We start from the raw sequence: 16,909 nt of genomic DNA, 5'->3' as shown, positions 1-16,909 counted from the left end.
TTTCAGCCACTTATATACGTAAGCACACTTCTGCGCAGATTTAGGCTATTAAAATTTATGGTTTGTAAATACAGTATAAAAAAAGAGCCCGCCATTTAAGTGGCGGGCTCTTTTTTTATGTAGAACTGATTATCGCTTGATCAGTTTTACCTGTTCGGTTTTGCCGTTGAACTCTGTAGTCAGGATATACATGCCTGCCGGCAGTTTCTCGCTAAGGTCAAGCTCTATGCTATTTGTGCCAGCCTCTACGTCTGCTGACTTTGCAGCTACCTTGCTACCGGACATGTTTACGATTGTGATGTTCAGTTTGCCAGCTTCTGTAGCCGGGAACAACAGCTTAGACTCAGGAGAGATCGGGTTAGGAGCAACTTTTACTGTCTGCAGTTCTGCTGTCACCTCTACGGCCACTACGTTGCTGTAGCTTGATGTACCATCCAGGTCTACCTGCTTCAATCTGTAGTAACGAGTACCTACAAAGCCGCCAGCGTGGCTGAACTGGTAGTTCGTTTTAACAGAGCTGTTAGTGGCCTTGCTGTTTACTTTGCCTACTGCTTTAAACTCGCCCTTCGCGTCATCTGTCATTTCTACATCAAAGTGTGAGTTGTCTTTCTCAGAAGCTGTTGCCCAGGTTAGTAATACGGCTTCTTTTTGCTTTTGCGCTTTGAAAGAGATCAATTCTACTGGGAGGGGGGCAGCACCAGTACCATTCACTGTAAGTACTTCTACCTTCGCGTCTTCAGTTGAATGTGTAATACTCACACTTGTTGTACCAGCTGCAGCAGGTGCATATCTAACCCAAATGTCTGTTGGAGCTAACGTGTTATCGAAAATATTGTCTTCAATTGTCAGCGTCTTAACAAATGGTCCTTCCATGCTTCTGGAGATAGTGTAATCCCCTGGAGCTCCGCTAACATCTACTGTTACACTAGCTCCATCATTCAGATCTGTAGCACTAACTTGGTACATATTTACATCACTAGTACCTACAGCCAAAGAACCAAAATCTATTTCTGTTGTTGATAGAACTATTTTAGGAGAATTCAATACTGTAAATACTTCGCTACTTGTTGCAGAGCCAGCTGAAGTAGTTACAGTAATGGCTCCTGTAGTCGCCCCCATTGGTACTCGTGCACTCACTTGTGTATCGGTATCTTGTACAAAGCTTGCCGTAACACCATTGAACAGTACTTCCTGTATGTTAGCAAAATTTTCACCTGTAATAGTAATTACATCTCCAACTTTTCCTTCAGAAGGGCTAAAAGCTGTTATTTGAGGAAGAAGCTGAAGTACTGTAAATTCAACTGAGCTGGTCGCTGTACCGGCAGTAGTTTCAACTGTTACAGTGCCTGTAGTAGCTCCTTCTGGCACTTCTGCTACAAGTTCTGTCTCGCTCACTTCTGCAAAGTTTGCCAGCACACCATTGAACCATACCCCTTGCACTTCGGTAAGGTTGGCTCCTGTAATTGTTACTAGATCGCCTACGTATCCCTCAGTTGGATTTAATGTTATAATTTCAGGAGCAGGCTGAAGCACAATAAATACTTCTGGGCTAGTTGCTGTACCTTCTGCAGTTTCTATAGTTACGTATCCTGTAGTAGCTCCTACTGGCACCTGTGGTCTTATTTGAGTTTCACTATCCTGATTGAAGCTAGCTGCTACACCATTAAACAATATGCGTGATACTCCTTTAAAGTTCTCACCTGTTATAGTAATAACATCTCCTATGTAACCTTGGTAAGGATCCAACATAGTTATAACTGGTTCACGACGCAATACTGTAAATTCAACTGAGCTGGTCGCTGTACCGGCAGTAGTTTCAACTGTTACAGTGCCTGTAGTAGCTCCTTCTGGCACTTCTGCTACAAGTTCTGTCTCGCTCACTTCTGCAAAGTTTGCCAGCACACCATTGAACCATACCCCTTGCACTTCGGTAAGGTTGGCTCCTGTAATTGTTACTAGTTCACCTACGTATCCTTCTGTCGGATCAAAGCTTATTATAGTCGGCACGAGGTAAAGCACCGTAAATTCCTCAGAACTGGTTGCTACACCTGCAGGTGTCTCCACTGTTATAAATCCTTTTGTTGCGCCGGAAGGAACAGAAGCTCTAATTTCACCACTGTTTATGCGTGTGTAAGAGGCAACTACTCCATTGAATTTTACATTTTTAATTTCATTGAAGTTTGTTCCTCTGATTGTGATCAGTTCACCTGCATAACCTTGATTCGGAGAAAATGATGTAATTGTCGGACTATCATAGATAACGGTGAAAGCTTCACTTGAAGTGGCTTTTCCACCTTCAACTACTAATTTGATAGGACCAGATGTAGCGCCCGCAGGAACGGTTATTTCAATTTCAGAATCACTTAAAATTGTATAGGTTGCACTAACACCATTAGCAAATGTTACTGATTTTACGTTAGTAAAATTAGAACCTTGCATTGTTACTTTTGTAGCTATTGGCCCTTCTGTAGGACTCATTTGAGTAATAACTGGCGCAAAGAACTCTCCGTTTCCTGTGATATTAAATATGTAAGGATTTTCATCCGTATCGTTATTACTTATAAAAACAGTAGCTTTCTTCTGACCAAAAGATTCCGGCTTAAAAGTAATATCAAAAGTTGTTGCGTTTCCCAATCCTGAGTTAGCATCTTCGATAATTGCAGCCGTATTAACTTCGTTAACTATAAACTCACTCGCGTTATCACCAGAGACAACTACTTTAGGGCTACCTGTTAAATTCAATTGCCCTATACCTAAATTTTCTATTGTGAAGGTACGAGTATTACTTGTTTTGATATTTGTAAGTCCGAATGAATAAGTAGCATTAAGTGTTATGTCGGAAGTTTGCTTTACATTAATTTCAGGTTTAGGAGGGGTTACCTTAATTGCGTCTAGCAATATATATTGATTTTTCCCTACAACAGAAACAGAATAAGTGAACTTCACATACCGAACATCATTACTTAAAGTATTATCAAATACTTTCTCCTTACCTGCAGTTCTAATAATATTATCACTAGCACTTATGGTTCTAATTGTATTATAGTTTATACCATCAACCGAAGCAGACACAACGAATTCCCCAGTAAAATCAGCAAGGCCAGCCCCTCTTACTGCATAGGAAATCATTTTTAATCCAGCTGGGACATTTATCTGCACCCAGCCTCCCTGAGCATTAAAATTAGCTGACTTAGTTCCTGTAGGACTATTCGCTAACTCAGCAGTGTTATCAGCTCCAAGACCACTTGATATCACTAATCCACCACTAGGAGTTTTCCATCCCCCATCGTAACTGTATGGCAACGTCTGCGCATGTGTTTGTGCGACCCCGACAATGCAGAAGAGCAGAAGCAACAATAGCTTCGCTGTGTTTCTCCTTAATAGGAAGTTTAAAAGGGTAGAAGTTTGAGCCATAGCATAGCGATTAATAACCCGACAATAATTAAGAAATAATAAAAATTTAAGTTTTCTTCTCCTGCAGTCAATCTAACTAGACCAACCTTTTTCAACATCTGCTTAAACAAGAATTCTCCAGCAAAAAGAGTACAATGCATAGAGTTTTTTTTCATGCTTTGCGTTTATCATATTCTTTGCTTCTCACTTTCAGCATGATAAATATAATGCAAAGCTAATACAAAAGACAAATATATATGTCTAAAATTTATATATAAAAATTTTAGCATGCCTTATTGTGTCAGAATAGCACAGAATTTTTTAATATTAATGTTCTACTTAGTAGAGTAAAACTAACATTGCTTATCTGTCCTCATACTACTATCCTCCTCTTCAACTATAGTAACTTATTGAAAACCAATATTTTTTTTATGGGACAGCCTTCTTTAGGTTTTGTTAGCCCTTGATACTATTACCTCCACTGGTTTTTATCCAGCCTTTAAAACTTTTCAACTTTTTATATAAAGTTATCATTATAGCACCATCTTTTATACATAATAATTTGCATATATATAACACTCTCAATACTTTTCCTTTGCTTAAAATAGAACTTATAATATTAAGCATATTAGCAAAATGCAAAAGTTCAATTTAAACAAATTAAATTCATATGCCCATGGAACAAACTCTACACAACAAACCTCTTCTTCAAGGTGGAGAAAGGCACGGCAGAACAGTCCAATTTGGCAAACGCCGAAATTGGATGTTATGCAGCAAGATGGTATTGCTCTTCATCTTTTTAACCAGTTTCTCGGCTGTGGCCTCTCACTTCAAAGGGGGGCAGGTAACCTACAAGTATTTAGGTGGAGGTCAGTATGAAATGACTATTAGAGGGTATTGGGATAAAGACGCAGTAGGTAGCATAAGTCTTTCGTATGAAGGATCGCCCAAGTATAACACTGGCTCTACTTCTATTTCTAAGACCTTATTACCTGATGGTATCACCATCGAACACGTGCAGCGGCAACGTATTACCTGGTCTAAGCCTGGTTTATACCAAATTTCCTGGAAGAGCTGCTGCCGGGCGAATGGCTCAAACTTCGGTTCCGAGGAAAGCGGTTTGTTTGCCGCAGTAAACTACAATCCGGATGCACCAAGTTCTTCTCCGCAGTTTTATGACCTGCCTATCTTTAACTTCAATGTTGATAAAGCCATTAGCTTCAACATGAACATGGAAGACCCGGAAGGACATGAGCAGGATTATTCGCTGGAAATTCCTTTTGGCGTATCGGGTGATCCATATAAACTCATGCGTGAATCAGGCTTCAGCATTGCTAACGATGGCACTATAAAGTGGGAGAGACCTTTAAAAGGGCTGTGGCTGGTAAACGTTAAGCTGCGCGAGAAAATCAATGGCCAGTATACCGGCGCTTTTGTTCTTCGCGATTTTATTCTGAACATCAGCTCCGGCAACAACACAGCACCTGAGTTTACACAGCTTACAGAGCAGTTTGTGCAGGAAGGGCAATCTTTGTCTTTCGAAGTAGCAGCTCAGGATGCAGAAAAACAAAACGTGACCCTGAACGCGAACAGCTCCTTGCTTGAAAAAGGTGCTTCTTTCAGCCAAACTGCATTCGGGGACGCGGCAAAAGGCACCTTTACCTGGACACCACAGGCAGGCGTAACAGGCAAGTATACAGTGCAGTTTGTAGCCACCGACTCTGACGTAGTGCCACTCTCTACCCAGATGACGGTTTATATCAATGTAGTTCCTAAAGGATGCGCCGTTCAGGCAGCTTACACGTTGGATAAGAAAACCTGCGCTGGAAGCAGCACTGGCAAAGTGACGCTTAAAGCAAACAATGGGGTAGCACCATTTTCTTATTCCTTGAATGGCGGCAGCACCTTTCAGTCATCTGCAACATTTGATAATTTAGCTGCCGGCACTTACTCTGCTTTAGTTAAAGATGCAACCGGCTGTGTTAGCGCGACTGTGCAGGTAAGAGTAGAAGAAGAGGCCCTTCCGGTAGTATCCTTCAACATGCCTTCTTCTGTTGCATGTGTTAATGCCAGCCCTCTTACGTTAACAGGTGGATATCCGGCAGGAGGTAGTTATACAGGCACTGGTGTTGAGAATGGCGTGTTCAACCCTGCTGTAGCCGGCATTGGCAAACATACTATAACTTATACTTACACCAATGCCAACGGATGCACCAATGCTACATCGCAGGTTATGGAGGTAAGCGTAGCCCCGGTAGTAAATGCAGGTGCCGACCAGAACGTGATCTACGGATATGAAGAGAAGTATGCATGCGCTACTTTAACTGCCAGCGGCGATGCTACTTATACTTATAACTGGAGCACTGGCTCAACTACCCAGAGCATTAAGGTATGCCCGACCACTACTACCACCTACACCGTAACAGTTACAGACAAGTATGGCTGCACCAGCACCGATGAAGTAACTGTATTTGTAAACGACGTGCGTTGCGGTAATAACAGCAGGAAAGACAAAGTAGTAGTTTGCCACAAAGGCAAGCCTATCTGCATTGCTCCGCAGGCCGTACAGGCGCACCTGGATCATGGCGACGTACTGGGAGATTGCTCTACAGGAAACGCAGGTACTATCAACACTGTAGCTGACTACAATACTGAAATTGTAAACGCATCAATTTCTCCAAACCCAATCCAGGACAAATCACAACTGAAGCTGATCGCGCATGACAATGACCAGATTGCCATTGATATTGTTGACCTGAATGGCCGTGTTGTGAAGCAACTGTATAAGGGTGAAGTAATAGCTGGTAAAGAGTACAGCTTTGATATCAGCAGATCGATTGGTAGCAAGCAACTTTATATCGGCAGAATAAAGACTTCTAAAGGTGTACAGATCATCAAGCTGATGATCGCTGAATAAGTACGATTTTACTCATGCAAAAAGGGCCGCAGTAACTGCGGCCCTTTTTGCATGAGTAATGTTGGTTGTTATTTCTTCATCAGCTTGAAAGTATGTTTGCTGCCGTTATCTACTACCTGAAGGATGTAGATACCGCTTGCCTTTGCTGAAGACATATTTACAGTTACTTGGCCAGACTCAGTTGCTTCTGACTGCTGCTCGGATATTACCTGTCCGAAAGCATTGCTAAGTATAATACGTACTTCACGTGGTGTACCATTTGACAACTGCACTGTCACATCGCTTGCAAAAGGGTTCGGATAAGCTGCAGTAGCTACTTTTATACCTCCTACATTGATCGCTTTTACAAAAGAATAGGTGGTTGTTCCATCCAGGTCTATTTGGGCCAGGCGGTAGTAACGGGTACCTGTAGCGATATTCTTGTCCAGGAAACTGTAGCGTTGTGCTACAGATGAAGTAGTAACGCTGCTTTTCACAAAGCCAATCTTGCTGAAGTTTCGGCCGTCTGTTGACACCTGCACTTCGAAGCCGCTGTTGTCTTTCTCGGAAGCCGTCATCCAGGTTAGGTTTACCCCCTGAGCCTGACGCTCTGCTTTGAACCAGGCAAGTTCTACTGGAAGGGGGGCATTCATACTACCTGCAGTGTATAGTCCTAATGTGCCGAAATTTGAAATGCGATAAGTTTGAGTCACACCAGTAGTAGTCTCACCGGTTGATTTAAAAAGAGTCGATATGATTCCTTGGAAGGTGCTAGATGCCGCTGTAACCGAGGTTTGTCTGTATATAGATTGAGGAGAAGATGGCTGATTTAATTCTGAAACCATAAAGTCCATATCTACTTGCAGATTTGCCTTTTCAATGCTTGTGCCAGACGCAGCAGTGATGTCATAATAGCGTCTTGCACTACTATATCCATTATCAGCTAAAAGTTCTTTACCGGTTGTTCGTGTTATAATTAAGGTCATGGGCTCAACCGATGTAGAAGAAGTACTACCTATACTTAGACCAATATTACCAAATAACTGGGTGCCAGTTCCATATGCAGGTATATTTCTTGTAGCCTTCACAAAGCCATCAATATACTCAATGTTGTTTTCTGCTCTTGCTAATACACCAGTTGTGCCTAAATCTAGTGTAAACCCTTGCGTTTTTAATTTTGTCTTTAAATCCAAAATTCCAGTAACTGAAAAGTTATTCAAGAGAGTCCCTTCACCATTTTGGATTGTAAGATTGTTGAAAGTACGGGCACCAGCCGCAGCACTTATATTTTTCACCACACCGGAGCTACCGTTCAATACTATTGTAGAACTCCCCGGAGTAAAGGCTCCTTGTATATTCCAGTTACCGGAGATGGTATGTGTATAGCTAGCTGCAGCAAATATACTTCCAGTATTATCTGTAAAGGCTCCTGCAACTCCTATATTACCAGTAGCTGTCTTGGTACCAGAAGTAGTGAATTGAAGATTATGGTAGTTTACCCCCGCAACGCTCTGATTACTACCGTTAAATACTATAGTACTTCCTGTTCCCTTATTAAATGCACCAGTACCAGTATTAGTAAAATCACCTCCAATGTTAATTGTACTTGTTCCAGCAAGTAGATTTCCACTGTTTGTAACAGAACCTGAGATATTATGCACAAGGCTTCCTGCAGCAAATATGGTTCCTGAATTTATAGTAAGATTATCCTCTATTCGAAAAGCATCAGTAGGCGTTTTTGTTCCACTACCACTAAGTATAAGATTTTGATAAACACTTGATGTCTGCTCAGGTTCCCCCTTAACAGAATACGTTTCTGCTGAAAAGTTAAATAGCGTCTGGTTAGCACCACTGTACTCGATAATACTTTTATCTGAGAAGGTATAAAATATATTGGTGTTGGCATCAGACACTGCACCACCGTTTTGACTGTGCTTGGTTATAGCATCCGTCACTACTAAATGGCCGCTGCTCTGGATTGTAAGATTTGCTCGTAATTTTGGTTTACCAGTGGTTGTTTTGAACCTAAGATTTGCAACTGTAAGTGTTGATGTAGTTCCAGCAGGAACGTTATCATCTCCAATGATAATCTCTCCACCTCTTTTATCTTGACCAGAACCTGCATCTATATCTAACCTATTACAAACTGCGTTTCCTGTTACTTTTATGACTGAACCCTTTGGAATAAATACTATATCTGAGCTTATCGGAACAACACCTTCAACCCAACTTGATGCCAAGTTCCAATCTAAAGGAGTATCATCTAGGGATGTTTTAGCTGTTACATTAGCACCAACGCCTATTTTCGTTGCAGCTTGCCCAAAGACTTCCACCCCAAGCAACATAAAAAGGCTTAGCAGCGTAAGAGTCAAAAAGTTTCTTAATCTGCTACCAGCAGCTCTTCCTAAAGCTGATGTAACAGGCTGCACACTAGCAGCAAAATTGAAATTGTAAAAGTGTTTCATAAAAAAGTATTAGGATTTTCTAGTTGCTGTGTAAACGCACCTTTAACAGCTGGATCAGCTGCTGAATAGTATAGGCAAAGCGTTTCCTTTATACTTTTTCAAGTATTTAATTGCACTCATTTTCGGAGCACAATCAGCAGGGGCATTAGCTTTTAAATTAAAAGACAATAAAATGCCGGGCTGCTATTTCAGCAGCTTCCTACTTTCTTCAATATTTTGGAAACCTATTTTACCTTACTGTTGCGCTGTCTAATTGATTATTAATATAAAGCAATATTAAAAATTAGAAACACAACATGCTATAATTTTTCCAACTATTTTTATGAATTCAATTAATATTGCACTAAAAAAGCACATATTGGCTTGCCATAAATCAATAATTGGAGTTTAATATTATATTATATAAAGTCTGTATATCAGCTTTTTATGTTTATAGGGTAAGGCTTGTCCAAATTGCACTGTTTATACAACTGCATCGCGTCTAAATCCAATGCCACCAAATTGCCTAGTGCAGCGTTTTTGTAGTAGGCACAGCCAGCATCCAGATTCAGACACTGTTTCTGCTGATCAACGCCTTGTAGAATGATACTCAGTGCCGTAGGGGTATGTCCGTGCAACAGGCGCTTATCCGATAGCTTTTCCCAATCCACTTTGTAGTTGCGGATGTTCATCATGGCATCGGTGTCTTTGAAAATGTCCGCTTGTTTGAAATCAAAACCGGCATGCACCAGGTAGTAATCAGGCAGCTCAAGGTAATAGGGGAGGGAGTTCAAGAAATTTACATACTTGTCAGGGAGGTGGGTTATGTCTGAAATGCGGAAATTCTGGTAAGTGAGCTTTTTCTCATCAGGGGTTAGGAGCAGGGCACGTTCGCCTGCTCTGGCCGCATTGAGCAACATCTGGTCGTGGTTGCCGCGCAGGCAATGTACCTGGTAATGCTGCTTTTGCAGGTGAAGTATAAAATCGATCACGCCCTTGCTATCGGGGCCTTTGTTTACATAATCGCCCAAGAGGTATAACTCATCATCTTTACGCAGGTGTAACTGCTCCAACACCAGAGCTTTGAAGGTGCGGGCGCAGCCATGGATATCGGTGATGGCGTAGCGGGCCATAGGAAACGTTACGGGGTGGAGAACAGGTATAAAAATAGCACCTGCCGGAGCAGGTGCTATTTGTGTAAACATGACAAAGAAGTATGACTAGTACTTGCCTCTGTCTATATCCGGTTTGTTCAGGTTTCTGTTTGGGTTGTTTGTTCTGATACCCTCAGCTGGTTCATCAGGCCCATTAGTATACTTGTCCTCCAGTTCGTCGTGCTCGGCACGTGTCTGGTTTGGGTCTACTGGCTTTGTACCGGCTTTCGACTGGCTTGATGCACTTGGGCTTCCTTTGTTCTCAGAGCTTTGCTGAGTATGCTTGTATGATGGCATTTTCCCTCCTTCTTTTAAATTAAACAATAGGCCTGAGCCAGTGCCTGCTGGCTCAGCACCTGAAAATTATATGATTTACGATAGCAGATACTTACGTACCTCTGCCTTCGTCTTCGGTGCGCATGTTATCTGGTGGCGGTGTTCCGTCATCAGAATAATCGTTTACGCCTGTGGCAGACGGGCCCTGGCCGGCAGTATCGCTGCCGAAACCTTCTTTGCCGTCGCGGTTGCCATAGCCGCCACGCTGATGTTCATTCTTGGGCGGATCTGCTCCTGGTATAATATGACCGGCCATCATTTCCTGCTCGGAAGTGTCGTCCTCAATCACACGTACAGGCCTGTTTTTACCATTGCCCTTGCCCTGCGACTGATTCTGGTCTTTATGTTCTCTATCTTTCTCCATGATGCTTTACTTTTACCGGCTCCTTTCCTCAAAGGTCAGGAGCACTTTAGGTGTTTTTACTCCAAATCCGGCGCTATGGTTTAGGTAAAATCAGGAACCTACCTGTTCGCCGCCGTTTACGTGTATCACCTGCCCGGTTATGTAAGAGCCATCTTCCGAGGCCAGGAAAACATAGGCAGGCGCTACCTCAGATGGCTGCCCCGGGCGTTTTAAAGGCACATTCTGACCAAACTCCTTCACCTTATCGGCATCGAAAGAGGCAGGTATCAGCGGTGTCCAGATCGGGCCCGGAGCTACGCCGTTTACCCTTATTTTTTTCTCGGCAAGATTCTGCGACAGCGAGCGGGTAAAGGCCGTAATGGCGCCTTTGGTTGAGGCATAGTCCATCAGGTGGTCGCTGCCCCTGTAAGAGGTTACGGAAGTAGAGTTAACGATCGCGCTGCCCTCTTTCATGTGCTCCAGAGCCGCTTTGGCCATATAGAAATAGGCGAAGATGTTGGTCTGGAAAGTTTTCTGCAGCTGATCTTTGGAGATATCCCGTAGATCTTTCTGCTCGTGCTGCTCGGCGGCATTGTTCACCAGGATATCCAGCTTGCCCAGCTCTTTTACGGTTTGCTCCACTGCTTTTTTGCAGAAAGTTTCGTCTCCCACATCACCGGCCATGATGATGCACTTGCGGCCTTCCTTCTCCACCAGCTTTTGCGTGTCCTTAGCGTCCTTGTCTTCGTTCAGGTATACAATGGCTACATCGGCACCTTCGCGGGCAAAGTGCACGGCTACAGCCCGGCCAATGCCACTGTCTCCGCCCGTTATCAGGGCTACCTTCCCTTTCAATTTATCACTGCCCTTGTAAGACTCCCGGATGTACTCGGGCTTTGGTGTCATTTCGTGCTCTTTTCCTGGCTGCTCTTTCTGCTCCTGTGCCGGTAACGATTCTGGTTTCTTCTCCATAGTTTTCATAGCTTTATGTGGTGTAGCCGCAAGCGGCGGCCTTTTCTATACGCCTCCTTAGGCCGCTTGTTTCCGTAACAGGCACATACGCAGTCACTCATGTTATACTATACTTTATGTGGACAGAAGAAGACAATAAATTAAAGCGCAGCCTCACGTTTAAGGACTTCCGGCAGGCCATGGCTTTTATGAACGAGGTAGCCGAAGTGGCCGAAGAGCAGAACCACCACCCCTGGTGGAGCAACGTGTACAACAAAGTAGAGATAGAGCTGACCACGCACGACGCAGGCAACACCGTTACACAAAAGGATTATACCCTGGCAAAACGCATTGATGAAATAGCCGATAAAATCCTATCGTCTGGCTCCTGAGCCGGTGCAGCTGCAGCCCCCATACGCTTGATGAAATGGTAAGTACAGAAGCTAACCACGCCTTCTGTACCTTTTTACCTTTCTACTTCTTTACCTTTTTACCTTTCTCCCTTATCTATAGTATCTTTACGGCATGCAGGAACCTGAGAAAACCAATTTATACTTAGTGCCTACGCCCATCGGCAACCTCGAAGACATTACGCTACGTGCCATCCGGGTGCTGAAGGAGGTGGATGTTATACTTGCCGAGGATACCCGTACCAGCGGAAAATTGCTGCAGCACCTGGGCATTGAAAAGCGCATGCACAGCCACCACCTGCACAACGAGCACAAGGCGCTGGCCCACCTGGTAGAGCGCCTAAAGGCAGGGGAGGTGATGGCGCTGGTATCGGATGCAGGTACGCCCGGAATTTCTGACCCCGGATTTTTGTTAGTGCGGGAGTGCCTGAAACACGGGATAAAAGTGGAGTGCCTTCCGGGGCCTACCGCCTTTGTGCCGGCACTGGTAAAATCGGGCTTTAGTACCGACAGGTTTACATTTGAAGGATTTCTGCCCCTGAAAAAAGGTCGCCAGACGCGCCTGCAGAGCCTGGCAGAGGAGGAGCGCACGATGATCTTTTACGAGTCGCCGCACCGCCTGCTGAAAACGCTAACGCAGTTCAAGGAGTACTTTGGCGGCGAGCGCGAGGCATCTGTTTCACGTGAAATCTCAAAAATGTTTGAAGAAACCATTAACGGTACTTTAGACGAGCTGATTCAAATCTTCACTACAAAAGCAATCAAAGGTGAATTCGTCATTGTCGTACAGGGCGCTAAGTAGCCCTTTTATACTTCCGCTGCTGGCACTGGTAAGTGCTGTTATACTTTGGCTGGGCTGGCCCATCAAGCCGCTGGGCTTTTTCCTGTTCTTGGGCTTTGTGCCGGTCCTCTACCTGGAGAAGTTGGTATCAGAGGGCGGGCAGCATAAGTCGCCGGGTTATACGTTCTTTAAGTATAGCTACCTGGCCATGGTGCTCTGGAACCTGTTCACCACCTGGTGGGTGATGCATTCTACCGTGCCGGGTGGCATTGCAGCTGTTATCTTTAACGCGCTTTTCCAATGTGCCCCGCTCATGGCTTTCTACTTTACCAAAAAGTTGCTGGGCCGCGTGATAGGCTATACTTCCTTTATTGTTTACTGGGTGGCCTTTGAGCAATTTCACCTGAACTGGGATCTCTCCTGGCCCTGGCTTACGTTAGGCAACGGCTTTGCCAGCCTGAACCAGTGGGTACAGTGGTACGAGTATACCGGTTTTCTGGGCGGCTCTGTCTGGATTCTGCTGGTTAACCTGCTCATTTTCCTGACGATAGAGCATTATCCGTTCCAGCCAATTCAAAAAAAGAAATTGTTGCTGCCGCTCGGTTTGGTGGTAGTGCCTGTAGCGATTTCCTACCTGATGCTGGCCAACTATACCGAACAGGGCGAGGCGGCAGAAGTAGTAGTGGTGCAGCCGAATGTAGATCCGTACCGGGAGAAGTTTTCCGGACACGACAACTTTATACCTTACGAAGAGCAGCTGCAGCGCCTGATCAGCCTGTCGGAGAAGCAGATTACGCCAAAGACGAAGTTTGTGGTATGGCCTGAAACCGCCCTGCGCGTGGACGAAGGCTACTGGGAAGAACGCATTGGCAGCTATACTTCTATCCAGCAGCTACAGGATTTTCTGAAGCGCCACCCGGGACTGGAGCTGGTATCGGGTATCGACACCTATACTTTCTACGGCGACAACAAAAACGCCAGCCCAACCGTGCGCCACCTCGAAGGCTTCGGTTACTACGACTCCTTCAACACGGGCATGCACATCAACACCAACAGCCAGATAGAGATGTACCACAAATCGAAGCTGGTTCCGGGCGTAGAGAAGCTGCCTTACCCGCATGTTTTCAAGTTCCTGGGGCCATTGGCCATTGACCTGGGAGGTACCGTAGGCAGCGTAGGCAGCCAGCCGCACCGCTCCGTATTCAAGTATGCGCCCAAGCAAAGTATAGCGGCAGCACCTGTCATCTGCTACGAGTCTATTTACGGCGAATACGTGTCGGATTATATCCGCAACGGGGCCAGCCTGATCTTTGTGATCACGAACGACGGCTGGTGGAGCGACTCGCCGGGCTACAAGCAGCACCTGCAGTATGCTACCTTACGAGCCATCGAAACCCGGCGCAGTGTTGCCCGCGCCGCCAACACCGGCATTTCCGGCTTCATCAACCAGAAAGGCGAGATCACGGACCGTTCGGAATGGTGGGTGCAGGATGCCTTGCGCCAGACCATACTTGCTAATACCGAAATGACCTTTTACACCCGCACAGGCGAGTACATCGGCACAAGCATGCTGTGGTTGTCGCTGCTGCTCTTTATCGGAACGGTAGGAAAGGGCCTTATGCAAAAAGCCAGACCGGAAGAGAAAACAAAGTATAAAAACGTAAAAGCGTAGCGCCCTTGCTCGTTTTCTGCGTACTACAAGCTTCAACCTATAACCACTAAAACTATGAACCTGCGACAGCTTTGCCAGAACGTAACGATTATCACCAGAGGAGTAGGGGCCTTTATCAAGAAGGAGTCCGGCAGCTTTGACCGCTCCAAAGTAGAAATGAAAGGCTTCAACAACCTGGTGTCTTATGTAGACAAGCAGGCGGAGGAGCAACTGGTGAAACAACTGCGCGAGCTGCTGCCGGAGGCAGGTTTCATTACCGAAGAAGAAACGGACAATGTTCGGAAAGAGCGCTTCAACTGGATCATCGACCCGCTGGATGGTACCACTAACTTCACGCACGGGCTTCCTATATTTTCGGTAAGCATCGCTTTAATGGAAAACGAGGAGATCGTGCTGGGTGTGGTGTACGAACCGAACCGCGACGAGTGCTTCTATGCCTACAAAGGCGGCGGCGCGTTCTGCAACGATAACCCGATCAACGTATCCGAGGCACCTGCCCTGAAAGACGCACTGGTAGCAACCGGCTTCCCTTACTATGACTTCGGGCTGACGCAGCAATACCTGCAGGTGCTGGGCAACTTTATGGCTAAATCGCATGGGGTGCGCCGCCTGGGCTCTGCTGCCCTGGACCTGGTGTATGTGGCCTGTGGCCGTTTTGAAGGCTTCTTTGAGTTTAACCTGAACCCCTGGGATGTGGCAGCCGGCGCCTTGATCGTGCAGGAAGCAGGCGGGCAGGTGTCTAAATTTACAGATGGGGGCGACTACATTTTCGGGCGGGAGATCGTGGCCAGCAACGGCAACATCCACAGCGAGATGCTAGCGACCATTGCCGAGTACTGGAAAGAGCCGCTTCGGTAAACTTTTTATACTTTTGTGCAGTTGTAAAAGCATATGGTACAGGAACTCATTATTCTTCTGATTTTTATAGCAGCCTCTGCCTACATCGGGCGCATGCTGTACCGTGTTTTCAGTGCGAAAGGCGATGGCTGTGCCAGTGGCTGCGGCGGCTGCTCGAGTATCGACTTTAAAAAAATACAGCAGGAGATGGACCGGAAAGCGGCTGCTACGAAGCTGTAAAGTATACTTCCCCTGCCTCAGCAAACACTTTTTTGGCTCTCTTCTTATATCCTTCATTTGTTTTTGCGTATAGTTCTATACTTGAATAGATATTCCATTTAAAGCTATATGCCATGCAAGATAAAGTTGAAGAAAGATCTTTGGTAAACGTACTTAACCGCCTCCGGAAAGATGGTTTTAAGTATGATTTTAAAGTATCGGGCGACGGCCGCCTGTGCACCCTTGAAGACAAAAGCCAGTTCACACCAGATCAGGTTCGCATTGTAGACTTTTACCGTTTCGAAGGTGAAAGCAACCCGGATGATATGTCCATACTTTATGCGATCGAAACAACTTCGGGTTTGCGAGGTACTATTTCGAACTCCTATGGCCCGTATGCCGACGAGAAGATTGATAACTTCCTGAAGCAGGTAGAAGACCTGGGTAAGAACCTGGATAAAAAAGACAAATAAACAGAAAGGGCCGATCTTCCATCGGCCCTTTCTGTTTATACTAATACTTTATATTCTACTTCCCGTTATCCGACTGCTGCGTGCTGTCCTTGCCCTCCAAGGTGCTTCGCAGTTGCTCTTCCAGCTTTTCGCCTCCTTTTATACCAAAATCCAGTGTCCGGATCGGGAATGGAATCATGATATTGTTTGCATCAAAGGCTTTCCGGATGCGGATGATGGCATCGCTTTTGGCACTCACATAGTCTATTTGCCGGGAATAGGTGATCCAGATGCGGGCTTTCATGTTAATAGAGCTATCCCCAAATTCATCATACATAGCCTCGATGTCTCTTGTTTTCACCCGGTTCTTTACGTCCTGCAGCGCCTCAACCACGATCCCTTGCACGCGCTCCAAGTCCTCGGCATAGGAGATGCCCACATTCAGGTCGAGGCGCCGGATACCATGAAAGGAGAAGTTGGTAACAGGGTTCTCAAACACCATTTTGTTCGGGAGCTTCACCAGCTCACCGGTAGGTTTGCGGATGTCGATCGTGCGTAGCGTAACGCGTTCAATCACGCCGAAGTACTCGTTTGTCTCGATCATGTCGCCTACGCCAAAAGGCTTCTGCACGGCAATGATGATACCCGAGATGAAGTTGGCCGCAATGTCCTGAAAGGCAAAGCCCAATGCCAAACCGATGATACCCACACCGGCCAGCAGCGACACCACCACTTTATCGAGCTGCAGCACACTAAGCACAAAAAAGAAGCCGACCATCAGCAGCGACAGGTACAGCAACGTCGAGATCAGGTTGTTGAGTGCTGCGCTGTGCGAGAAGCGGCCGATCACCTTATCCATGCCGTTGCGTATGGCCCGTGCTACAACGAACGTGATGATCAGAAGCACCAAGGCTACAAAAAGGTTTGGCAGCATCAGCACCAGGTGCCTTCCCCAGGCCTCCAGCTTGTTGAGCAACAGCTCCAGTGCTTTATTGATATCGTTCATATTGCTTCATGTAGT

Annotated in this window: 14 protein-coding genes; 7 read left to right on the top strand and 7 right to left on the bottom strand. The window is 45.5% G+C overall.

Going from position 1 to position 16,909, the window contains the following annotated elements; all coding sequences use genetic code 11:
* Positions 1 to 129: 129 nt before the first annotated feature.
* Entirely contained in the window at positions 130 to 3,414 is a 3,285-nt protein-coding gene (locus MJ611_RS05775; RefSeq protein ID WP_250428558.1) for an IPT/TIG domain-containing protein, read from the bottom strand.
* A gap of 796 nt (positions 3,415 to 4,210) precedes the next feature.
* Here MJ611_RS05775 and MJ611_RS20620 point away from each other — a divergent pair.
* Positions 4,211 to 6,310, top strand: a complete 2,100-nt coding sequence (locus MJ611_RS20620) for an Ig-like domain-containing protein (protein WP_250428557.1) — start codon at positions 4,211 to 4,213, stop codon at positions 6,308 to 6,310.
* Between the two features lie 68 nt (positions 6,311 to 6,378).
* On the opposite strand, the gene MJ611_RS05765 is transcribed toward MJ611_RS20620, so the two are convergent.
* From MJ611_RS05765 to MJ611_RS05745, 5 genes are all read right to left on the bottom strand, one after another.
* On the bottom strand, positions 6,379 to 8,754 hold the full coding sequence (locus MJ611_RS05765) for a T9SS type A sorting domain-containing protein (protein WP_250428556.1): 2,376 nt from the start codon (positions 8,752 to 8,754) through the stop codon (positions 6,379 to 6,381).
* A 416-nt stretch (positions 8,755 to 9,170) separates the two neighbouring features.
* The gene (locus MJ611_RS05760; protein ID WP_250428555.1) at positions 9,171 to 9,938 is read right to left on the bottom strand and encodes a metallophosphoesterase family protein; all 768 of its coding nucleotides are present in this window, start codon (positions 9,936 to 9,938) and stop codon (positions 9,171 to 9,173) included.
* A gap of 15 nt (positions 9,939 to 9,953) precedes the next feature.
* Positions 9,954 to 10,184: a hypothetical protein gene (locus MJ611_RS05755; RefSeq protein ID WP_250428554.1), complete on the bottom strand. Its 231-nt coding sequence runs from the start codon at positions 10,182 to 10,184 to the stop codon at positions 9,954 to 9,956.
* A 91-nt stretch (positions 10,185 to 10,275) separates the two neighbouring features.
* Positions 10,276 to 10,587 (bottom strand): hypothetical protein, encoded by a 312-nt coding sequence (locus tag MJ611_RS05750; RefSeq protein ID WP_250428553.1) that lies wholly within the window; start codon positions 10,585 to 10,587, stop codon positions 10,276 to 10,278.
* Between the two features lie 90 nt (positions 10,588 to 10,677).
* Positions 10,678 to 11,547, bottom strand: coding sequence for an SDR family oxidoreductase (locus MJ611_RS05745; protein ID WP_250428552.1), 870 nt, complete (start codon positions 11,545 to 11,547; stop codon positions 10,678 to 10,680).
* Positions 11,548 to 11,654: 107 nt separating this feature from the next.
* On the opposite strand from MJ611_RS05745, the gene MJ611_RS05740 reads away from it, so the two are divergent.
* The 6 genes from MJ611_RS05740 to MJ611_RS05715 all read left to right on the top strand — a co-directional run bounded on the left by MJ611_RS05740 (position 11,655) and on the right by MJ611_RS05715 (position 15,909).
* The gene (locus MJ611_RS05740; RefSeq protein ID WP_250428551.1) at positions 11,655 to 11,909 is read left to right on the top strand and encodes a 4a-hydroxytetrahydrobiopterin dehydratase; all 255 of its coding nucleotides are present in this window, start codon (positions 11,655 to 11,657) and stop codon (positions 11,907 to 11,909) included.
* A gap of 133 nt (positions 11,910 to 12,042) precedes the next feature.
* Entirely contained in the window at positions 12,043 to 12,729 is a 687-nt protein-coding gene (gene rsmI, locus MJ611_RS05735; RefSeq protein ID WP_250428550.1) for a 16S rRNA (cytidine(1402)-2'-O)-methyltransferase, read from the top strand.
* Positions 12,695 to 14,380 carry an apolipoprotein N-acyltransferase gene (gene lnt / locus MJ611_RS05730; RefSeq protein WP_250428549.1) on the top strand — a complete coding sequence of 562 codons (1,686 nt, stop codon included), beginning with the start codon at positions 12,695 to 12,697 and terminating at the stop codon, positions 14,378 to 14,380. The genes rsmI and lnt overlap by 35 nt, the downstream gene beginning before the upstream one ends.
* Before the next feature lie 54 nt (positions 14,381 to 14,434).
* Entirely contained in the window at positions 14,435 to 15,238 is an 804-nt protein-coding gene (locus MJ611_RS05725; RefSeq protein ID WP_250428548.1) for an inositol monophosphatase family protein, read from the top strand.
* 33 nt (positions 15,239 to 15,271) lie between these two features.
* Positions 15,272 to 15,457: a FeoB-associated Cys-rich membrane protein gene (locus MJ611_RS05720; RefSeq protein WP_250428547.1), complete on the top strand. Its 186-nt coding sequence runs from the start codon at positions 15,272 to 15,274 to the stop codon at positions 15,455 to 15,457.
* 113 nt (positions 15,458 to 15,570) lie between these two features.
* Positions 15,571 to 15,909: a hypothetical protein gene (locus tag MJ611_RS05715; RefSeq protein WP_250428546.1), complete on the top strand. Its 339-nt coding sequence runs from the start codon at positions 15,571 to 15,573 to the stop codon at positions 15,907 to 15,909.
* Positions 15,910 to 15,964: 55 nt separating this feature from the next.
* On the opposite strand, the gene MJ611_RS05710 is transcribed toward MJ611_RS05715, so the two are convergent.
* Complete coding sequence (locus tag MJ611_RS05710) at positions 15,965 to 16,894, bottom strand: mechanosensitive ion channel family protein (RefSeq protein ID WP_250428545.1); 930 nt, start codon at positions 16,892 to 16,894, stop codon at positions 15,965 to 15,967.
* Between the last annotated feature and the right edge of the window lie 15 nt (positions 16,895 to 16,909).

The organism is Pontibacter ruber (assembly GCF_023630205.1).
In the GTDB taxonomy this organism is placed as follows: domain Bacteria; phylum Bacteroidota; class Bacteroidia; order Cytophagales; family Hymenobacteraceae; genus Pontibacter; species Pontibacter ruber.
The sequence above is the reverse complement of the archived record's forward strand: the minus strand, read 5'-3'. Positions and strand labels throughout refer to the sequence as shown.